Source organism: Pseudomonas aphyarum (assembly GCF_028657055.1).
GTDB lineage: Bacteria > Pseudomonadota > Gammaproteobacteria > Pseudomonadales > Pseudomonadaceae > Aquipseudomonas > Aquipseudomonas aphyarum.
In genome coordinates, this window is record NZ_JAMDGS010000014.1 from 465,266 (window position 1) to 484,095 (window position 18,830).

Below are 18,830 nucleotides of genomic sequence, written 5' to 3' on the forward strand. Positions count from 1 at the left end.
TGAAAAAGATGCTGGATAATAAAGCATGACCCGCTTGACGGCTAGCGCCGTCGGAGACCCTTGCAATGCCTGATCAAGATGTACGCTTGCAACACCTGAAAGTTTGGCTCGATGAACAGTTGGCAACCCTTTTTGCAGATCAGGGCTGGGGAGCCGTACCCCCGGCCACGTTGACCGCGGCCAGCAGCGACGCGAGTTTCCGCCGGTATTTCCGCTGGGAAGGCGCGGGTCGCAGCTTCGTCGTGATGGACGCGCCGCCGCCTCAGGAAAACTGCAAACCGTTCGTGGATATCGCCTTTTTGCTGGCGAAATCCGGCATCAACGTGCCGAAAATTTATGCCGAGGACCTCGAACGCGGGTTTCTTTTGCTCAATGACCTGGGCAACAAGACCTATCTGGACGTGATCGACAGCGAAAATGCCGACGCGTTATTCAGCGATGCCCTGCAAGCGCTGCTGGCTTTTCAGCAGCTGCCGATGGTGGCGCCGCTGCCGAGCTATGACGTCGCGTTGTTGCGCCGCGAGCTGGAGCTGTTCCCCGAGTGGTACGTAAAACGCGAGCTGGGCGTCGAGTTCGATGCAACCCAACAGCAGCAGTGGCAAAAGGTCAGCGAGCTGCTGATCGACAGCGCCCTGGCTCAGCCGAAAGTGCTGGTGCACCGCGACTACATGCCGCGCAACCTGATGCTCAGCGAGCCGAATCCCGGCGTGCTGGATTTCCAGGACGCCGTGTACGGCCCGGTGACCTACGACGTGACCTGCCTGTTCAAGGACGCCTTCCTCAGCTGGCCTGAAGAGCGTGTGCGCGGCTGGCTGGAAAGCTACTGGCAGCAGGCGTCGGCGCTGAACATCCCGGTGCAGCCGGACTTCGAAGAGTTCCTGCGTGCCAGCGACCTGATGGGCGTGCAGCGCCACCTGAAAGTCATCGGCATCTTCGCCCGCATCTGCCATCGCGACGGCAAGCCGCGTTACCTCGGCGATGTGCCGCGGTTCTTCTCTTATATAGAAGCGGTCATCGCTCGCCGTCCCGAGTTGGCGGATCTGCAGGCACTGCTGGTCAGCCTGCGTGGTGGAGTGACGGCATGAAGGCAATGATTCTGGCGGCGGGCAAAGGCGAGCGCATGCGCCCGCTGACCCTGACCACCCCCAAACCGCTGGTGCGAGCCGGCGGCGTGCCGCTGATTGAATATCACCTGCGTGCCCTGGCCGCGGCCGGCTTCAATGAGATCGTGATCAATCACGCCTGGCTCGGACAGCAGATCGAAGATCATCTGGGTGATGGTTCGCAATTCGGTGTGTCGATCCAGTACTCGCCGGAGGGCGAGCCACTGGAAACCGGCGGCGGAATTTTCCGCGCCTTGCCGCTGTTGGGTGACGACGCGTTCCTGGTGGTCAACGGTGACATCTGGACCGATTACGACTTCAGCGTGCTGCATCAGCCGATCACCGGCCTGGCGCATCTGGTGCTGGCGGACAATCCGGCCCATCACCCGACAGGCGATTTCACTCTGACCGACGGCCAGGTGCGTGATGGCCAGGCCGACGCGGCGACCCTGACCTACAGCGGCATCGCCGTCCTGCATCCGCAGTTGTTCGACGGCTGCAGCGACGGTGCCTTCAAACTGGCGCCGCTGCTGCGCAAAGCCATGGCGGACGGGCAGGTGACCGGCGAGCGGTTGAAGGGGCACTGGGTCGATGTCGGCACGCACGAGCGTCTGGCCGAAGCCGAAGCCTTGATAGAAGCGAGTCGCTGATATGTTGTGGCCAGGGACTCTGATTGGAGCCGGAGCGGGTTTTGCTATCGCCAGCATTCCGGGGGCCATGCTTGGGGCTTTGTTGGGGCAGGCGCTGGATCGGCGCCTGCATTTGCAGAGCTGGGGGCATTTGCGGGAGAAACTCGGCGGACGGCCGATGCTGCGCAACGATGAATTGTTGTTCGTGTTGCTCGGGCGTCTGGCCAAGAGCGACGGGCGGGTCACGGACGGTCACATCCAGCAGGCGCGTCACGAGATGCGCTCGCTGGAAATGAGCGAGCCGGCACAGCGCCGGGCGATTGCCGCGTTCAATCGCGGCAAGTCCGGCAACGACAATCTGCGCGGTTATCTGCGTCGGTTAAGCGCTCAACCCCATGCGGCTGAGGGCGTGTTGCGGGCCTGTTGGCGAATGGTCTGGGCCGATGGCCGGGCCGGCGTCAGCGAGCGTGAATTGCTGGCGCAGTGGGGCAAGTGGCTGGGCTGGACGACGCACCAGATTCAGGCGCTGGCGGCGGACTACGAGCCGCACAAGCGCCCGATCGTCAGCGCGGCGGTGAGCTATCAGGAGGCGATGCGCCTGCTCGGCGTATCGGCCACCAGTGAACCGGCGCAGATCAAACGCGCCTATCGACGCCTGCTCAGCCGGCATCACCCCGACAAGGTGGCCGGGACGGGTGCCACGCCGGCGCAGGTGCGCGAGGCCACCGAGAGGACCCGCGAATTGCACAATGCCTACACCTTGATTCGTGAACGGCGGGATTTTCGCTAGGCATAAAAAAATCGCAGCGTTGGGCTGCGATTTTTTTGTCTGCGTTTTCAGTCCGGGCTCTTCAGTCCGGGCTTTGCGGATTCAACCAGCCACGCACCCGGCGGAACAATTGCTCCTGCTCGGCCTTGTTGTCCGGCAGGGCCTTGAGTGCGACCTGACTGAACGCGGACGTCTTCAGCCGCTTGCTCGCCTGCATGCGCTCCAGCGCCGCGTTGCGGTCCAGCGCCTTGTCCATATAGAAAATGTCGGCTGTCGGCAGCTTCAGGGTCGGCGTCAGTTCCACCAGTTCCGGCTTGGCCTTGGCCGGGGTCTGCGCGGCTACCAGCACCAGCTTCTCGACCTGCGAGCTTTGGCGCTCGCTCATGTAGCGGGCCGCCCAGTAAGCGCCGGTGCCATGACCGAGCACGATGATACTGCGCGCACTCTGTTGTTCGGCGTAGGCCAGTGCCGCGTCGATGCGGGCGAAGATTCGCTCGGCGTCGGCCTTGGACTGTTCCTCGGTGGACTCAGCCACGACCTTGTCGGCCACATCGGCTTCGCCACCGGCGGCTTGTTCGATCGGCTCGGCGGTGGTCGAATCCTTGCTGCCCGGGTCGACGGTTTTCGGCGCGGCGGGTGCTTCGACCACGCGCGGTGCGATGGCATCGCTTTGCAGATCGGGCAGGGTGATACTCAGGCTGCTCCACTCGACGTCCGGCAACTTGCGGCGCAACGGGCCGATCGCCTGGGGCCAGTCGGCGGTTTCGCCGGCACCGGGAATGAGGATCACCGCGCCTTTGGGTTCGGCGGTGTTGGCCGGTTTCCACAGGGCGAGGAAGGTGTCGCTGCCCGCTTGCAGTTGTTGTTGTTCCTGGGCCGGAACCTTGCGTTCGAGTGCCGCGGCTTCTTCCTGACTACGCTCAAGCAGTGGCTGGCGTTCGACCGGTTTTTCTTCGGCGGCTTTTTCTGCGGCCGGGGCGGGTGCCGGATCCGCGGCTTCGACGGAAAACGCACAAGGCAGGATCAGCGACAGGCACAATGCTGGCATTGCCAGGCGATAGACAGGGGGCATCGGTTATTCCAGGCCAGAAGTTATCCCGGCAGCCTAATGGGTTGGTCAGAATTTGTCAGTGTATGAGACTTCAATGATGCGTTTTTGCTGCCTGTGGGTTATCGGCTGTCTGGCGTTTCCCTTGATGGGCTGGGCGGCGCCTGCGCCCCCGAGCCACCTCGCGCGGTTGTCGGCGAGCGAACAACAATGGCTCGCACAGCACAATGAATTGCGCGTGGGCCTGGTGTTGCAGGCGCCGTACGCGCAATACGATCGGCGCTTGCAGCGGCTGTCAGGGGCCAACGTCGAAGTGATGAAGGCATTGGCCAAGGCGCTGAATGTCGAGCTGAGCTGGCGCAATTTTCAGGATCTGGCACAACTCGAGGCCGCTGCCCGGGACGGCGAAATCGATATCGCCCCGGGCCTGACCCAGACCCCGAGCGGCCTGCGTCTGTGGCAGTTCTCCGACCCCTACATGCGCGTGCCGCAACTGGTGGTCAGCGACCAGAAAAGCAGCGCGACCGTGGAGCTGGAAAAGCTCGACAGCCAGACCCGCGTCGCCGTGCGCATGCCCGGCGTCACCGCCGATTACCTGCGCGGCAACTATCCCCACCTGAATCTGCAAGGCGTACCGATGGAGCGTCAGGCGCTGCAACTGTTGCTGAGTCAGCAGGCGTCCTACGCGGTGGTCGATGAGGCGCAGCTCGGTCGGCTGTCGGCAGAACCGGAGTTCGCCGGGCTGGTGGTGGTCGGTGACATCGGTTTGCCGCAACTGCTGCGCATCGGCACCCGCCGCGACTGGCCGGAGCTTGCTGGCATCGTTGAAAGCGCCCTGCGCGCAATCCCGGCCAGGGATCTGGAACGCCTGCATGCGCAATGGCTGCAACCCAAGTACCCACGGCTCTCCGAATCGCCGGGCTTCTGGCAGAACCTGAGTCTGTTGTTTGCGGTGTTGCTGCTCAGCTGCGTGGCCATCGTGTTCTGGCAACGCCGCCAGCAACGCAGTCTTGAACAACGTTTGTTCGACGCGCGTGAAGACATCGCTCTGCGCGCCGCCAGCGAAGAAGCCCTGCGTCTGACTCAGTTTTCCATCGATCAAAGCACCGTCGGCATTCTCTGGGTCAACTGGGACAGCCATGTGCGCTACGCCAATCGCGCGGCAGAAAACATGCTCGGTTATCCACAGGGCGCCATCATCGACCGGCCGCTGATCGACTTCGAACCGGGCCTGCATATGGATCGCTGGCTCAACCTGTGGAAACGCGCCCGGGCCAGCGAAGAGGGGCCGCTGAGTTTTGAAACCAACTGTGTGCGCGCCGATGGCAGTGTGCTGCCGGCGGACGTGTCGCTGAGCTTCCTGCGTTTTCGCGATGGCGAGTACCTGGTGGTTTACCTCACCGATGTCACCGAACGCCGTCGTGCCCTGGCTGCGTTGCAGGAAAGCGAGGCGCGGCTGCAAGGCATTGCGGCCAATGTGCCGGGGCTGGTGTTTCGTCTTGAGCGCGCACCGGTCACCGGGCAGATCGACTTCGCCTACATCAGCGAGGGCAGCGAAAGTCTGGTCGGCTACGCGCCGGCCGCCATCGCCCATCGCGACATGGGCCTGCGCAGTCTGGTGCATCCGGATGACCGGGCCGCTTATCACCAGACCCAGGATCAGGCGCTGGACACCGACAGCGACTGGTCGTGGCAGGGCCGGATCCTCACGCGCCAGGGCGAGCAGCGCTGGGCCGAGATCAAGGCCATCACCCGTCAGCTGGAAGGCGGTTCTTACGTCTGGGACGGCATTGTCTGGGACATCACCGAAAGCAAACGCATCGAACTGGAGCTGGCGGCGTCCCGCGAACAACTGCGCGAACTGTCGGCGCACCTGGAAAGCGTGCGCGAAGAGGAAAAGGCGCGCATTGCCCGCGAGGTCCACGATGAGCTGGGGCAGATGCTGACGGTGCTGAAACTGGAAACGTCGATGTGCGAACTGGCCTACGCGCAACTCGACCCGGGTCTGAACGAACGGCTGAACAGCATGAAACGCCTGATCGCCCAGTTGTTCCAGTTGGTGCGCGATGTGGCGACGGCATTGCGCCCGCCGATCCTCGATGCCGGGATCGCCTCGGCCATCGAGTGGCAGGCGCGGCGGTTCGAGGCGCGCACGCAAATTCCGTGTCTGGTGCAGGTGCCGGACAACCTTGCGCCGCTCAGCGACGCCAAGGCCATCGGCCTGTTCCGCATTCTTCAGGAAGCGCTGACCAACGTCATGCGTCATGCCCAGGCGCATACTGTGGAACTGACGCTGGCGCAGGAAGGCGATGAATTGTGTCTGACGGTCAGCGATGATGGCGTAGGATTTGTCGCCGCTGCCGGCAGGCCGACATCCTTTGGACTGGTGGGCATGCGCGAGCGGGTGTTGATCATGGGCGGGCAGCTGTCACTCGACAGCGAGCCGGGCGAGGGCACCACGCTGAGCGTGCGGGTGCCACTGGATGAGGAGAAGTAAGTGATCCGTGTATTGGTAGCCGAAGACCACACCATCGTTCGCGAAGGCATCAAGCAATTGATCGGCCTGGCCAAGGATCTGCAAGTGGTGGGGGAGGCGAGCAATGGCGAGCAGTTGCTTGAAACCCTGCGCAACGTGCCCTGCGAAGTGGTGCTGCTGGATATCTCGATGCCCGGCGTCAACGGGCTCGAAGCGATTCCAAGGATCCGCGCGCTGAACCATCCGCCGGCGATTCTGGTGCTGTCGATGCACGACGAAGCGCAGATGGCCGCCCGGGCGCTGAAGGTCGGTGCCGCCGGGTATGCGACCAAGGACAGCGATCCGGCGCTACTGCTGACGGCGATTCGCAAGGTCGCGGCGGGCGGGCGCTACATCGATCCGGAGCTGGCGGACCGCATGGTCTTCGAAGTCGGCCTGACCGATACGCGGCCGTTGCACTCGTTGCTGTCGGAGCGTGAGTTCTCGGTGTTCGAACGCCTGGCGCAAGGCGCCAATGTCAACGACATCGCCCAGCAACTGGCCCTGAGCAGCAAGACCATCAGCACCCACAAGGCGCGACTGATGCAGAAACTCAACATCACCTCGCTCGCCGAGCTGGTGAAGTACGCTATGGAACACAAGCTCCTCTGAGCGATATATCCAATAGCGACAGGCGTTTTTGCCGGTTCTGACGGCTTGAGCCCCGACCCATGCGTCGGGTTTGCCAAAACGCGCCATCCTTGTAGGGCAATCCCTACCCCCGACCTTCCATCCGGCTGAGGCGATTCTCTCCTGCGCCCCGATTTGCGTGACTGCGAGCAGCCACTAGGCTTAATCCCACAGCAGTCATCAATAACAAAGGTGTGGGTATGAGCCAGGTCGAATCAAACGCAGGGGCCAGCGATGTGCTGGTCAGCTTTCGTGGAGTGCAGAAGAGCTACGACGGCGAGAACCTGATCGTCAAAGACCTCAACCTGGACATTCGCAAGGGCGAATTCCTCACCTTGCTCGGGCCGTCCGGCTCGGGCAAGACCACCAGCCTGATGATGCTCGCCGGTTTCGAAACACCGACCGCCGGTGAAATCCTTCTGGCCGGGCGGGCGATCAACAACGTGCCGCCGCACAAGCGCGACATCGGCATGGTGTTCCAGAACTACGCGCTGTTCCCGCACATGACCGTCGCCGAAAACCTCGCGTTTCCGCTCACCGTGCGTGGCCTGAACAAGAGCGACGTCAGCGACAAGGTCAAGAAAGTCCTGAGCATGGTCCAGCTCGACGCGTTCGCATCGCGTTATCCGGCGCAATTGTCCGGCGGCCAGCAACAGCGTGTGGCATTGGCCCGCGCGCTGGTGTTCGAGCCACAGCTGGTGCTGATGGATGAACCCCTCGGTGCCCTCGACAAACAGCTGCGCGAACACATGCAGATGGAAATCAAACACTTGCACCAGCGCCTCGGCGTGACCGTTGTCTACGTGACCCACGACCAGGGCGAAGCCCTGACCATGTCCGACCGCGTTGCGGTGTTCCACCAAGGTGAAATCCAGCAGATCGCTCCGCCGCGCACCCTTTACGAAGAACCGAAAAACACCTTCGTCGCCAACTTCATCGGCGAGAACAACCGCCTCAACGGTCGCCTGCTCAGCCAGAACGGCGAGCGCTGTGTGGTCGAGCTGGGGCGCGGGGAAAAGGTCGAGGCGCTGGCGGTCAACATCGGCCAGACCGGCGAACCCGTCACCCTGTCGATCCGTCCGGAGCGCGTCAGCCTCAACGGTTCGAGCGACCAATGCGTCAACCGCTTCTCCGGGCGGGTGGCCGAATTCATCTATCTGGGCGACCACGTCCGGGTGCGCCTGGAAGTCTGCGGCAAGACCGACTTCTTCGTGAAACAACCGATTGCCGAGCTCGATCCTGCGCTCGCGGTCGGCGACGTGGTTCCGCTTGGCTGGCAGGTCGAGCACGTTCGCGCGCTCGATCCTCTTCTAGAGGCGCATTGATCGCCCCGGCAATACCAACACCAACCCTGCACGTGGAGAGAACAATAAATGTTGAGATCCCTGAAGTTCACAGCCCTGACCCTGGGCCTGATGGGTGCGGCAAGCGCAATGGCCGCTGGGCCGGATCTGACCGTGGTGTCGTTTGGCGGGGCGAACAAGGCGGCGCAAGTCAAAGCCTTCTACGCACCGTGGGAAGCGGCGGGCAACGGCAAGATCGTCGCCGGCGAGTACAACGGTGAGATGGCCAAGGTCAAAGCCATGGTCGACACCAAGAGCGTGTCCTGGGATCTGGTAGAGGTTGAATCGCCGGAACTGTCCCGTGGCTGCGACGAAGACATGTTTGAGCAACTGGATCCTGCGCTGTTCGGCAAGTCCGAAGACTACGTCAAAGGCGCGATCCAGCCATGCGGCGTGGGCTTCTTCGTGTGGTCGACCGTGCTGGCCTACAACGCCGACAAGCTGAAAACCGCACCGACCAGTTGGGCGGATTTCTGGGACACCAAGAAATTCCCGGGCAAGCGCGGCCTGCGCAAAGGCGCCAAGTACACCCTCGAATTCGCACTGATGGCCGACGGCGTTGCGCCGAAAGACGTCTACAAGGAACTGGCCAGCAAGGGCGGTCAGGATCGCGCATTCAAGAAACTGGATGAGCTGAAACCGAACATCCAGTGGTGGGAAGCCGGCGCCCAGCCGCCGCAATACCTCGCCTCCGGTGACGTGGTCATGAGCTCCGCCTACAACGGTCGTATCGCCGCCGTGCAGAAAGAATCCAACCTGAAAGTGGTGTGGAACGGCGGTATCTACGACTTCGATGCGTGGGCCATCCCGAAAGGTCTGGACGCCAAGCGTGCCGAAGCGGCGAAGAAATTCATCGCGTTCTCGGTGCAGCCGCAACAGCAAAAGACCTACTCGGAAAACATCGCCTACGGCCCGGCCAACTCTCAGGCAGTGCCGTTGCTGGACAAGGCAATCCTGAAAGACATGCCGACCACCCCGGAAAACATCGCCAACCAGGTGCAGATCGACGTCAGCTTCTGGGCTGACAACGGCGAGCAACTGGAGCAGCGCTTCAATTCCTGGGCTGCGAAGTAAGGCTGATGCATACGCGGCGTCATCCTCAGGGTGACGCCGTCATTTAAAAGATTTGCGGAGTACGTCATGGCCATCGCCGTTCCCCTGAACGAGGGCAACAGCCCCACCTTGAAGCAGCGGCTCAAGCACGCCGAGCGGGTCAACCGCTGGAAGGCCCAGGCGCTGATCGCGCCGCTGGTGCTGTTTCTGTTGCTGGTGTTCCTGGTGCCGATCGTGGCGCTGCTCTATAAAAGCGTCGGCAACCCGGAAGTGGTCGGCGGCATGCCGCGCACCGTGACCGCGATTGCCGCGTGGGACGGCCGCGGCCTGCCCGCAGAACCGGTTTATAAAGCCGCCAGCGAAGACCTCGCCGAAGCGCGCAAAAACCAGACCCTGGGCGATCTGTCCAAGCGTCTGAACATGGAGTTGGCCGGCTATCGCAGCCTGCTGACCAAAACCGCCCGCTCGCTGCCATTCGCCAGCGAACCGGCCTCTTATAAAGAAGCGCTGGAAGGCCTCGACGAGCGTTGGGGCGATCCGGCCTACTGGCAAGCGGTGAAGCGCAACACCAGCAGCATCACCCCGTTCTATCTGTTGGCGGCGGTGGATCACCGCATCGACGACCTCGGCGAAATTGCCCCGGCCACCCCGGATCAGGCGATCTACCTCGACATTTTCGCCCGGACCTTCTGGATGGGCCTGATCATCACCGTGATCTGTCTGGTGCTGGCGTATCCGCTGGCCTACCTGCTGGCCAACCTGCCGTCGCGTCAGAGCAACCTGTTGATGATTCTGGTGCTGCTGCCGTTCTGGACGTCGATTCTGGTGCGGGTCGCCGCGTGGATCGTGTTGCTGCAATCCGGCGGGTTGATCAACAGCGCGTTGATGGCGATGGGCATCATCGATAAACCGCTGGAGCTGGTGTTCAACCGCACCGGGGTCTACATCTCGATGGTGCACATCCTGCTGCCGTTCATGATCCTGCCGATCTACAGCGTGATGAAAGGCATCTCGCCGACCTACATGCGGGCCGCGATTTCCCTCGGCTGCCATCCGTTCGCCAGTTTCTGGCGGGTGTACTTCCCGCAGACCTATGCCGGTGTCGGCGCCGGTTGCCTGTTGGTGTTCATCCTCGCCATCGGCTACTACATCACCCCGGCGCTGCTGGGCAGCCCGAACGATCAGATGGTCAGCTACTTCGTCGCGTTCTATACCAACACCAGCATCAACTGGGGCATGGCCACTGCACTCGGCGGGCTGTTGCTGCTGGCGACCGTGGTGCTTTATCTGATCTACAGCTGGCTGGTGGGCGCCAGTCGCCTGCGCCTGAGCTAAGGGGAATTTGAAATGCTGAGTCCTTATATGTCGCCCGTCGAGCGGGTGTGGTTCTACAGCTTGCGGATCCTCTGCGGCTTGATCCTGTTGTTCCTGATTCTGCCGGTGCTGGTGATCGTGCCGCTGTCGTTCAACTCGGGCAGTTTTCTGGTGTATCCGCTGCAGGGCTTTTCGCTGCACTGGTATCAGGACTTCTTCGCCTCGGCGGAATGGATGCGCTCGCTGAAGAACAGCATCATCGTCGCCCCGGCCGCGACCGTGCTGGCGATGGTGTTCGGCACGCTGGCGGCCATCGGCCTGACCCGTGGCGACTTCCCCGGCAAGCCGCTGGTGATGGCGCTGGTGATTTCACCGATGGTGGTGCCGGTGGTAATTATCGGTGTGGCCAGTTACCTGTTCTTCGCGCCGCTGGGCCTGGGCAACAGTTTCTTCTCGCTGATCGTGGTGCACGCGGTACTGGGTGTGCCGTTCGTGATCATCACGGTGTCGGCGACGTTGCAAGGGTTCAACCACAACCTGGTGCGGGCGGCGGCGAGTCTTGGCGCCTCGCCGCTGACCACGTTCCGTCGGGTGACCTTGCCGCTGATTGCGCCGGGGGTGATTTCCGGTGCGCTGTTTGCTTTTGCGACCTCGTTTGATGAAGTGGTGGTGACGTTGTTTCTTGCAGGTCCCGAGCAGGCGACGTTGCCTCGGCAGATGTTCAGCGGGATTCGCGAGAACCTGAGTCCGACGATTGCGGCGGCGGCGACACTTTTGATCGCGTTTTCCGTGATCCTGTTGCTGACGCTGGAGTGGCTACGCGGCCGCAGCGAAAAACTGCGTACAGCGCAGGTTTAAGGGCCAGATCAAAGGCTTACCCCCTCACCCCAACCCTCTCCCCCAAGGGGGCGAGGGGGAAGGGCGCAGATATTCGTGCTGTTCAGAATCTGTGTTCGACGCGGTATCGCAAGTCGGCGTACCTCTCCCAGTCACCACGGTCAGTCCCCTCTCCCCCCGGGAGAGGGCTAGGGTGAGGGCGCTCTTGATCTTGCCTCCACCATTCACACCCTGAATACCAGACAACCCGAATTCCCCAGCTACGCTTGTGCTCAGCTCCCACATCTATAAGAGGCTGCGCACGATGAGTCTTTCCTCGTTCAAGATCGCTCACAAACTGATCACCGGCGCCGGGGCCATCGAGCAACTGGCGGCCGAGCTCACGCGGCTGGATATCGACAACCCGCTGATTGTCACCGATGCCGCGCTGCTCAAGTCCGGCACGGTGGAGTTGGCGCTGGCGCAGATCGGCGAGCGCGAGTACGAAATCTTCGACCGCGTGCTGCCGGATCCGGAAATCGCCATTGTCGAGGACTGCATGCGCGTTTACCGAGAGGGCGGGCATGACGGGCTGATCGGTCTCGGTGGCGGCAGTGCCATCGACATCGCCAAGAGTGTTGCCGCCTATGCCGGTTATCACGGCGCTCTGGAAGATCTGTTCGGCGTCGATCAGGTGCCGCGCAAAGGCCCGCCGCTGATCGCCATCCCGACCACGGCCGGCACCGGTTCCGAAGTGACCAATGTCGCCATCCTCTCGGACAAGGTCGCCCAACTGAAGAAAGGCATCGTCAGCGATTACCTGTTGCCGGACGTGGCGCTGGTCAGCCCGCAAATGACCCTGACCTGCCCGCGCAGTGTCACCGCCGCCAGTGGCGTCGATGCGCTGGTGCATGCCATCGAGTCCTACTTGTCGCTGAATGCCTCGCCGATCACCGATTCGCTGGCCATCGGCGCAATCAAGTTGATCGCCCGCTCATTGCCCAAGGCCTACGCCAACCCCTCCAACCTGCAGGCCCGGGAAGACATGGCCACCGCCAGCCTGATGGCCGGCATGGCATTCGGCAATGCCGGGGTCGGCGCAGTGCATGCGCTGGCGTATCCACTGGGCGGGCGTTTCAACATTGCACACGGCGTCAGCAATGCGTTGCTGCTGCCGTATGTCATGACCTGGAACAAGATGGCCTGCGTCGAACGGATGCAGGATATCGCCGAAGCCATGGGGGTGAAGACCGCTCATCTGAGTCTCAATGAAGCCGCCGATAGCGCGGTCGCAGCGATGACCGAACTGTGCGCGGCGGTGGAAATTCCGCTGGGCCTGCGCAGTTTCGGCGTGCCCGAAGAGGCGATCCCGGCCATGGCCGTAGAGGCCGCGGGAATCGAGCGCCTGATGCGCAACAACCCGCGCAAGCTCAGCGCCGCCGACATCGAGAAGATCTACCGGGCGGCCTACTGAGAAAATGCCGGCCGCCGGTCATGGCACAACCCAATCATCGCGGTCACGGTGCGCGCGCGGAAACTTGAGGTATACAATGCGCGCCATCGTGATTTAGCTCAGAAAAGGTGCGTCATGCAGCCCTTCGTTATTGCTCCGTCGATTCTCTCCGCCGACTTCGCCCGCCTGGGCGAGGAAGTGGACAACGTTCTGGCCGCCGGTGCCGACTTCGTCCACTTCGATGTCATGGACAACCACTACGTACCGAACCTGACCATCGGCCCGATGGTCTGCGCCGCATTGCGCAAGTACGGCGTGACTGCGCCGATCGACGCGCACCTGATGGTCAGCCCGGTGGATCGCATTGTCGGCGACTTCATCGAGGCCGGTGCCACCTACATCACCTTCCACCCGGAAGCCACGCTGCACGTCGATCGTTCCCTGCAACTGATCCGTGAAGGCGGCTGTAAATCCGGCCTGGTGTTCAACCCGGCGACCCCGCTGGACGTGCTCAAGTACGTGATCGACAAGGTCGACATGGTCTTGCTGATGAGCGTCAACCCGGGCTTCGGCGGGCAGAAGTTCATCCCCGGCACCCTCGACAAGCTGCGCGAAGCGCGCGCGATCATCGATGCCTCGGGCCGTGACATCCGCCTGGAAATCGACGGCGGCGTCAACGTCAACAACATCCGTGAAATCGCTGCCGCCGGCGCCGACACCTTCGTGGCCGGCTCGGCGATCTTCAATGCGCCGAACTATCAGGAAGTCATCGACAAGATGCGTTCCGAACTGGCGCTGGCTCGCCCATGAGCGGTTTTGAGCAGCTGTTCCCGGGGCAACTGCCGCGGTTGGTGATGTTCGATCTGGATGGCACGCTGATCGACTCGGTACCCGACCTGGCGGCGGCTGTGGATAACATGCTGCTCTCCCTCGGGCGCAAGCCTGCCGGTATCGAGTCGGTGCGCGAGTGGGTCGGCAACGGCGCGCCGGTGCTGGTGCGCCGCGCGTTGGCCGGTGGCATCGATCATTCCGCGGTGGATGACGTCGAAGCCGAGCATGCGTTGGAGGTTTTCATGCAAGCCTACGGCGCCAGCCATGAGCTGACCGTGGTCTATCCCGGCGTGCGCGATACCCTCAAATGGCTGCACAAGCAGGGCGTGGCCATGGCGCTGATCACCAACAAGCCGGAGCGCTTCGTCGCGCCGCTGCTGGATCAGATGAAGATCGGCCGCTACTTCAAGTGGATCATCGGCGGCGACACCCTGCCGCAGAAGAAACCTGATCCGGCGGCGCTGTTCTTCGTCATGAAGATGTCCGGCATTCCGGCCTCGCAATCGCTGTTCGTCGGTGATTCGCGCAGCGACGTGCTGGCGGCGAAAGCGGCGGGGGTCAAATGTGTCGGGCTGAGTTATGGCTACAACCATGGCCGGCCGATTGCCGAGGAATTCCCGGCGCTGGTGATCGACGATCTGCGCAAGCTAATTCCCGGTTGCCTGGATACGGCCGCTGAGATAACGTTGCCCGACGCTTCTCAATCCCCTTCTGGAAACGCCATCGTGGTGGTCACCCGCAAACTCTGGATGAAAGTCATCAAGGCCCTGGCCCGCTGGCGTTGGCGCGCCTGACTTGTTCCTGGCCGGCCTGCCGGCGCGTTTGCACACCTGACTGATTTGCCCCTCACACCACGAGGCACCCTATGATCCGCGAAGAATTCCTGCGTCTGGCCGCTGACGGCTACAACCGCATCCCGCTGGCCTGCGAAACCCTGGCCGACTTCGACACCCCGCTGTCGATCTACCTGAAACTGGCCGACCAGCCCAACTCCTACCTGCTCGAATCGGTGCAGGGCGGCGAGAAATGGGGCCGTTACTCGATCATCGGTCTGCCGTGCCGCACCGTACTGCGAGTTCACGACCATCACGTCAGCATCACCGTCGATGGCGTCGAGACCGAAAGCCATGACGTTGAAGACCCGCTGGCCTTCGTCGAAACCTTCAAGGCCCGCTACAACGTGCCGACCATTGCCGGTCTGCCGCGCTTCAACGGCGGTCTGGTGGGTTACTTCGGTTACGACTGCGTGCGTTATGTAGAGAAGCGCCTCGGCAAATGCCCGAACCCGGATCCGCTGGGCGTGCCGGACATTTTGCTGATGGTCTCCGATGCGGTGGTGGTGTTCGACAACCTCGCCGGCAAGATGCACGCGATCGTGCTGGCCGACCCGGCGCAGGCCGATGCCTACGAGCAGGGCCAGGCGCAATTGCAGCAACTGCTGGAAAAACTGCGTCAGCCGATCACCCCGCGCCGTGGCCTGGATTTCAGCAAGCAGCAGGCGGCCGAGCCGGTGTTCCGCTCCAGTTTCACCCAGGACGACTACGAAAAAGCCGTCGACACCATCAAGGAATACATCCTCGCCGGTGACTGCATGCAGGTCGTGCCGTCCCAGCGCATGTCGATCGACTTCAAGGCGGCGCCGATCGATCTGTACCGCGCACTGCGTTGCTTCAACCCGACGCCGTACATGTACTTCTTCAACTTCGGCGATTTCCACGTCGTCGGCAGTTCGCCGGAAGTGCTGGTGCGGGTCGAAGACAATCTGATCACCGTGCGCCCGATTGCCGGCACCCGTCCTCGCGGGGCCACTGAAGAGGCGGACGTGGCGCTGGAAGAAGACCTGCTGTCTGACGACAAGGAAATCGCCGAGCACCTGATGCTGATCGACCTCGGTCGCAACGACACCGGGCGCGTTTCGGAAATCGGTTCGGTGAAGCTCACCGAGAAGATGGTCATCGAGCGTTATTCCAACGTGATGCACATCGTGTCCAACGTCACCGGCCAGTTGAAGGCCGGGCTGACGGCGATGGACGCACTGCGGGCGATCCTGCCGGCGGGCACCTTGTCCGGCGCGCCGAAGATCCGTGCGATGGAAATCATCGACGAGCTGGAACCGGTCAAGCGTGGCGTCTATGGCGGCGCGGTCGGTTACTTCGCCTGGAACGGCAACATGGACACCGCGATTGCGATCCGCACCGCGGTGATCAAGAACGGCGAGCTGCACGTGCAGGCCGGTGGCGGCATCGTCGCCGACTCGGTGCCGGCGCTGGAGTGGGAAGAAACCATCAACAAGCGTCGCGCGATGTTCCGTGCCGTTGCGCTGGCGGAGCAGACCCCGGACTGAGTGACGGGGCATTCAGCCATAAAAAAACGCGGCGCCTGTGAGGGCGCCGCGTTTTTTATGGCCTGCGAATCAGAAGTCGAGCGCTACGCCGACGTTGATCCCTTGCTGGGTGAAGTCGTCATCCTTGCGGATGTCGTAGCTGGCGCGCAATGCCAGATCCTTGGTGAGGTTGTGGCTCACGCCCAGGTTCAGGCGGTTCAGGTTGGTCTGAGGGGCATAGCCGGCCAGGGTGTAGCGGTTGTTCGGCAGGCTGTTGAGGTTCATCGTCACATTCTGGGTGTCGTCGTTGTACTCGCGCTCATGGGCCAGTTCGCCGAACACCTGGGTCTGCGAGGTGATCTGGTACTTGCCCTGGATCCCGAGGCCGAGACGCCGGGAGATGCGCGACTGGTCATCGAACGTCAGTGCGGTGGAGTCGGCGCCGTTTTCCGAATAGCCATCGACTTCAACCTTGGCGAAATCGGCGCTGACGAATGGCGACAGGTGCCATGGGCTGCTCGCTTCTGGCGCAATGTCGTAACCCACGCGTCCGCTGAAGGCCAGAACATAGCCGTCGGTATCGCCTTTCTCGCCGCGTTCGTTGACCCCCAGCTGGAATTTGCGTTTGAGGCTGTCGTAATCCAGATGCCCGGCAGTCACGGCGGCGTCACCCCACCAGCGGTTCTGCTGGTACTGGGCGAACGCGGTGCCGAGGTAGGTGTTCAGCTTGTAGTCCGAATCGTTGTCGCCGGCCTCGAGTTTCTGATTGTAGAAACCGGCCGCCACGCCCACACGCCAGGCGTCGTTGAGGCGGTAGCTGCCGCCGATGTTCAGGTTGTAACCGTTGCCGTCGGCGCTGGCGCCGCTGCGCTGGCTGTCGAAGTCCTGATGCTGGCCACCGCCGGCGACAATCGCCCGCCATTGGCCAACGGCCTGCCAGTTTTCCCAATCCGCCAGCCACTGGTTGCGCAGCTCATCCTGATGCGAGCGCAAGGTGCCTTGCGCCATTTGCGGCAACAGGGTCGCCTCCCATGGCGCGGCCAGCAGCGAGTAGGCGTAATCGGCAATCAAACGCTGCCCGGCTTCGGTCGGGTGGACGGAGTCGTTGTAGATCAGCTTGGTCGGATCCGGGGTGGCGCTGTTGATCCCGTACCGCGCGTTCTCCGTGCAGCTGTTGCCGCTGAAGCAGGTGCCGACCAGATTCTGGTCAGTTGCCAGGCCGAATTGCGCCGGATTGGCGAATGCCTCTTTGAGCAATACCGGGACGTTAAGCGGGATGACGTTGGCATTGACGCTCTGCAACTGGCTGACCAGTTCGGTGTTGAACTGGGCGCTGAGTTGCGAAGTGAAGGCTTGCAGTGGCGAGCCGTTGACGGCCGGGGTCAGGCCGATGTCCGGCAGCAGCCAGACCATGATGTAGCGGGCGCCGGCGCCTTGCAGCGTGCGTACGCTGTCGACCAGTCGATCGGCGGCGGCATTGGCCTGAGGGAGACTGGTGACGCGACCCTGAAGGAAGTCGTTGCCGCCCCCGGTCAGGTAATACAGGGCATTCGGGTCGGCGCGGAAACCGTTCGACGGCAGATAACCGGCGCGGGTGCGTTCGCCGGTGGCAGACTGACTGGTGATCGAGTCGAGAATCTGGTCGGTGCGGTAACCGCCGACCGCCCAGTTGTTGCCATCCGGCAAGCCTTGTTCAGGGCGTACGGTAGAAGACGAGGCGGCGGTCTGGTCCGGGCTGAAGCCGAGACGGCCACCGAGCAATTGGGTGGCATTGAGGGAATAGAACTCGCCGCTGCCGTCCTGATAGTTCGGGCCCGTGCGGTTGGTGAAGCGTTTGCCCGACCCAGCGGGGCCGCCGCTGTCGGTGAAGGTCCCTGCATCGCTGAGGCTGTCGCCGAAGACCACGAAATTCGAATAGGGATTGGGTGCGGCGTTCGCCTGGGCGCAGGCCATCGCGAGCAGGCATCCGGCGAGCGGTACAAACAACGTCTGTTTGATCATGAGCAAGTCCGTTTATTTATTGTTGTAGTGAACGAAACGACAGTACCAAAAACTTCCGGCGTTTTGCCATCGGTCGTCAACCCTCCCATTGTTTTATCCCCCACGACCCCGGCCATATTGCACGCTCCGCCCAGCTAAGTTACTGTGCCGAAACGTATGAACGAGACCTTCCCCGTGTTGATCACCAGCAAACTTCTGGATCAAGTCATCAAGGCACACGCCCGCTGGCGTTGGCGCGCCTGAATCTTTTCTGCCGGCCCCGCCGGATCTGTATCGCTTTGCCTTCCTTGCCCGTTTGAAATGCCGCTGTGCCGATGCGACCTGCGCGTCCGACAGTGTGCAGCGCCCTGGCAAGTCATCCGAAGGCTGTCTTCAAGTCAGAATTCAAGAGGTTCGAAACGCCATGTTGCTGATGATCGACAACTACGACTCCTTTACTTACAACGTTGTGCAATACCTCGGCGAGCTGGGTGCCGAGGTCAAGGTCGTGCGCAACGACGAGCTGACCATCGCCGAAATCGAAGCGCTCAACCCTGAGCGCATCGTCGTATCCCCGGGCCCGTGCACACCGACCGAAGCCGGCATTTCCATCGAAGCCATCAAGCATTTCGCTGGCAAACTGCCGATCCTCGGCGTCTGCCTCGGCCACCAGTCCATCGGCCAGGCTTTTGGCGGCGATGTCGTCCGCGCCCGCCAGGTGATGCACGGTAAGACTAGCCCGGTATTCCATGAGGACAAGGGCGTGTTTGCCGGTCTGAACCGCCCGCTGACCGTCACCCGCTATCATTCCCTGATCGTCAAACACGAAACGTTGCCCGATTGCCTGGAGCTGACCGCGTGGACCCAGCACGATGACGGTTCGGTGGACGAAATCATGGGCCTGCGTCACAAGACCCTGAACATCGAGGGCGTACAGTTCCACCCGGAATCGATCCTCACCGAGCAGGGCCATGAACTGTTCGCCAACTTCCTCAAACAAACCGGCGGCACGCGCTAAGGACT

General features: G+C 62.3%; 16 protein-coding genes. 14 read left to right on the forward strand and 2 right to left on the reverse strand.

Annotation, left to right across the window (positions count from 1 at the left end; translation table 11 throughout):
• Nucleotides 1-65: 65 nt before the first annotated feature.
• Genes M5G18_RS22905 through M5G18_RS22915 form a run of 3 tightly spaced genes read left to right on the forward strand, consistent with a single transcriptional unit; the run spans nucleotide 66 to nucleotide 2,522 of the window.
• Nucleotides 66-1,085 (forward strand): aminoglycoside phosphotransferase family protein, encoded by a 1,020-nt coding sequence (locus tag M5G18_RS22905; RefSeq protein ID WP_273896318.1) that lies wholly within the window; start codon nucleotides 66-68, stop codon nucleotides 1,083-1,085.
• On the forward strand, nucleotides 1,082-1,753 hold the full coding sequence (gene murU, locus M5G18_RS22910; protein WP_273896320.1) for an N-acetylmuramate alpha-1-phosphate uridylyltransferase MurU: 672 nt from the start codon (nucleotides 1,082-1,084) through the stop codon (nucleotides 1,751-1,753). The genes M5G18_RS22905 and murU overlap by 4 nt, the downstream gene beginning before the upstream one ends.
• 1 nt (nucleotide 1,754) lies before the next feature.
• Nucleotides 1,755-2,522 (forward strand): TerB family tellurite resistance protein, encoded by a 768-nt coding sequence (locus M5G18_RS22915; protein WP_273896321.1) that lies wholly within the window; start codon nucleotides 1,755-1,757, stop codon nucleotides 2,520-2,522.
• Nucleotides 2,523-2,583: 61 nt separating this feature from the next.
• Here M5G18_RS22915 and M5G18_RS22920 read toward each other — a convergent pair whose 3' ends face one another.
• Entirely contained in the window at nucleotides 2,584-3,573 is a 990-nt protein-coding gene (locus tag M5G18_RS22920; RefSeq protein WP_273896322.1) for an alpha/beta hydrolase family protein, read from the reverse strand.
• Between the two features lie 73 nt (nucleotides 3,574-3,646).
• On the opposite strand from M5G18_RS22920, the gene M5G18_RS22925 reads away from it, so the two are divergent.
• The 10 genes from M5G18_RS22925 (at nucleotide 3,647) to trpE (ending at nucleotide 15,848) form a co-directional block, all read left to right on the forward strand.
• Entirely contained in the window at nucleotides 3,647-6,046 is a 2,400-nt protein-coding gene (locus M5G18_RS22925) for a PAS domain-containing sensor histidine kinase (RefSeq protein ID WP_273896323.1), read from the forward strand.
• Nucleotides 6,047-6,676, forward strand: coding sequence for a response regulator (locus M5G18_RS22930; protein ID WP_179693504.1), 630 nt, complete (start codon nucleotides 6,047-6,049; stop codon nucleotides 6,674-6,676).
• A gap of 218 nt (nucleotides 6,677-6,894) precedes the next feature.
• Entirely contained in the window at nucleotides 6,895-8,019 is a 1,125-nt protein-coding gene (locus tag M5G18_RS22935; protein ID WP_007959931.1) for an ABC transporter ATP-binding protein, read from the forward strand.
• A gap of 48 nt (nucleotides 8,020-8,067) precedes the next feature.
• Nucleotides 8,068-9,111, forward strand: coding sequence for an ABC transporter substrate-binding protein (locus M5G18_RS22940; protein ID WP_007959933.1), 1,044 nt, complete (start codon nucleotides 8,068-8,070; stop codon nucleotides 9,109-9,111).
• 66 nt (nucleotides 9,112-9,177) lie between these two features.
• The gene (locus tag M5G18_RS22945) at nucleotides 9,178-10,425 is read left to right on the forward strand and encodes an ABC transporter permease (protein WP_007959935.1); all 1,248 of its coding nucleotides are present in this window, start codon (nucleotides 9,178-9,180) and stop codon (nucleotides 10,423-10,425) included.
• 12 nt (nucleotides 10,426-10,437) lie between these two features.
• Complete coding sequence (locus M5G18_RS22950) at nucleotides 10,438-11,262, forward strand: ABC transporter permease (RefSeq protein WP_011336198.1); 825 nt, start codon at nucleotides 10,438-10,440, stop codon at nucleotides 11,260-11,262.
• A 283-nt stretch (nucleotides 11,263-11,545) separates the two neighbouring features.
• On the forward strand, nucleotides 11,546-12,694 hold the full coding sequence (locus M5G18_RS22955) for an iron-containing alcohol dehydrogenase (RefSeq protein WP_273896329.1): 1,149 nt from the start codon (nucleotides 11,546-11,548) through the stop codon (nucleotides 12,692-12,694).
• A 114-nt stretch (nucleotides 12,695-12,808) separates the two neighbouring features.
• Nucleotides 12,809-13,483 carry a ribulose-phosphate 3-epimerase gene (gene rpe, locus M5G18_RS22960; RefSeq protein ID WP_007918813.1) on the forward strand — a complete coding sequence of 225 codons (675 nt, stop codon included), beginning with the start codon at nucleotides 12,809-12,811 and terminating at the stop codon, nucleotides 13,481-13,483.
• Nucleotides 13,480-14,298 carry a phosphoglycolate phosphatase gene (locus tag M5G18_RS22965; RefSeq protein WP_273896332.1) on the forward strand — a complete coding sequence of 273 codons (819 nt, stop codon included), beginning with the start codon at nucleotides 13,480-13,482 and terminating at the stop codon, nucleotides 14,296-14,298. The genes rpe and M5G18_RS22965 overlap by 4 nt, the downstream gene beginning before the upstream one ends.
• A 71-nt stretch (nucleotides 14,299-14,369) precedes the next feature.
• Nucleotides 14,370-15,848, forward strand: coding sequence for an anthranilate synthase component I (gene trpE, locus M5G18_RS22970; RefSeq protein ID WP_007956307.1), 1,479 nt, complete (start codon nucleotides 14,370-14,372; stop codon nucleotides 15,846-15,848).
• Between the two features lie 69 nt (nucleotides 15,849-15,917).
• Here the strand turns inward: trpE and estP are convergent, their stop codons facing one another.
• On the reverse strand, nucleotides 15,918-17,828 hold the full coding sequence (estP, locus tag M5G18_RS22975) for an esterase EstP (RefSeq protein WP_273896335.1): 1,911 nt from the start codon (nucleotides 17,826-17,828) through the stop codon (nucleotides 15,918-15,920).
• 403 nt (nucleotides 17,829-18,231) lie between these two features.
• Here estP and M5G18_RS22980 point away from each other — a divergent pair, with 403 nt between their 5' ends.
• A complete protein-coding gene (locus M5G18_RS22980) occupies nucleotides 18,232-18,825 on the forward strand; it encodes an aminodeoxychorismate/anthranilate synthase component II (RefSeq protein WP_007956309.1) in 594 nt (197 codons plus the stop codon).
• Nucleotides 18,826-18,830 lie beyond the last annotated feature (5 nt).

What these genes read in the sequence shown, in the direction of transcription:
- M5G18_RS22950 (WP_011336198.1), top strand. Translation starts at nt 10,438, where the DNA reads ATGCTGAGTCCTTATATGTCGCCCGTCGAGCGGGTGTGGTTCTACAGC.
- M5G18_RS22945 (WP_007959935.1), top strand. Translation starts at nt 9,178, where the DNA reads ATGGCCATCGCCGTTCCCCTGAACGAGGGCAACAGCCCCACCTTGAAG.
- M5G18_RS22920 (WP_273896322.1), bottom strand. Translation starts at nt 3,573, where the DNA reads ATGCCCCCTGTCTATCGCCTGGCAATGCCAGCATTGTGCCTGTCGCTG.
- rpe (WP_007918813.1), top strand. Translation starts at nt 12,809, where the DNA reads ATGCAGCCCTTCGTTATTGCTCCGTCGATTCTCTCCGCCGACTTCGCC.
- M5G18_RS22940 (WP_007959933.1), top strand. Translation starts at nt 8,068, where the DNA reads ATGTTGAGATCCCTGAAGTTCACAGCCCTGACCCTGGGCCTGATGGGT.
- M5G18_RS22905 (WP_273896318.1), top strand. Translation starts at nt 66, where the DNA reads ATGCCTGATCAAGATGTACGCTTGCAACACCTGAAAGTTTGGCTCGAT.
- M5G18_RS22965 (WP_273896332.1), top strand. Translation starts at nt 13,480, where the DNA reads ATGAGCGGTTTTGAGCAGCTGTTCCCGGGGCAACTGCCGCGGTTGGTG.
- M5G18_RS22980 (WP_007956309.1), top strand. Translation starts at nt 18,232, where the DNA reads ATGTTGCTGATGATCGACAACTACGACTCCTTTACTTACAACGTTGTG.
- murU (WP_273896320.1), top strand. Translation starts at nt 1,082, where the DNA reads ATGAAGGCAATGATTCTGGCGGCGGGCAAAGGCGAGCGCATGCGCCCG.
- M5G18_RS22915 (WP_273896321.1), top strand. Translation starts at nt 1,755, where the DNA reads ATGTTGTGGCCAGGGACTCTGATTGGAGCCGGAGCGGGTTTTGCTATC.
- estP (WP_273896335.1), bottom strand. Translation starts at nt 17,828, where the DNA reads ATGATCAAACAGACGTTGTTTGTACCGCTCGCCGGATGCCTGCTCGCG.
- M5G18_RS22935 (WP_007959931.1), top strand. Translation starts at nt 6,895, where the DNA reads ATGAGCCAGGTCGAATCAAACGCAGGGGCCAGCGATGTGCTGGTCAGC.
- trpE (WP_007956307.1), top strand. Translation starts at nt 14,370, where the DNA reads ATGATCCGCGAAGAATTCCTGCGTCTGGCCGCTGACGGCTACAACCGC.
- M5G18_RS22955 (WP_273896329.1), top strand. Translation starts at nt 11,546, where the DNA reads ATGAGTCTTTCCTCGTTCAAGATCGCTCACAAACTGATCACCGGCGCC.
- M5G18_RS22925 (WP_273896323.1), top strand. Translation starts at nt 3,647, where the DNA reads ATGATGCGTTTTTGCTGCCTGTGGGTTATCGGCTGTCTGGCGTTTCCC.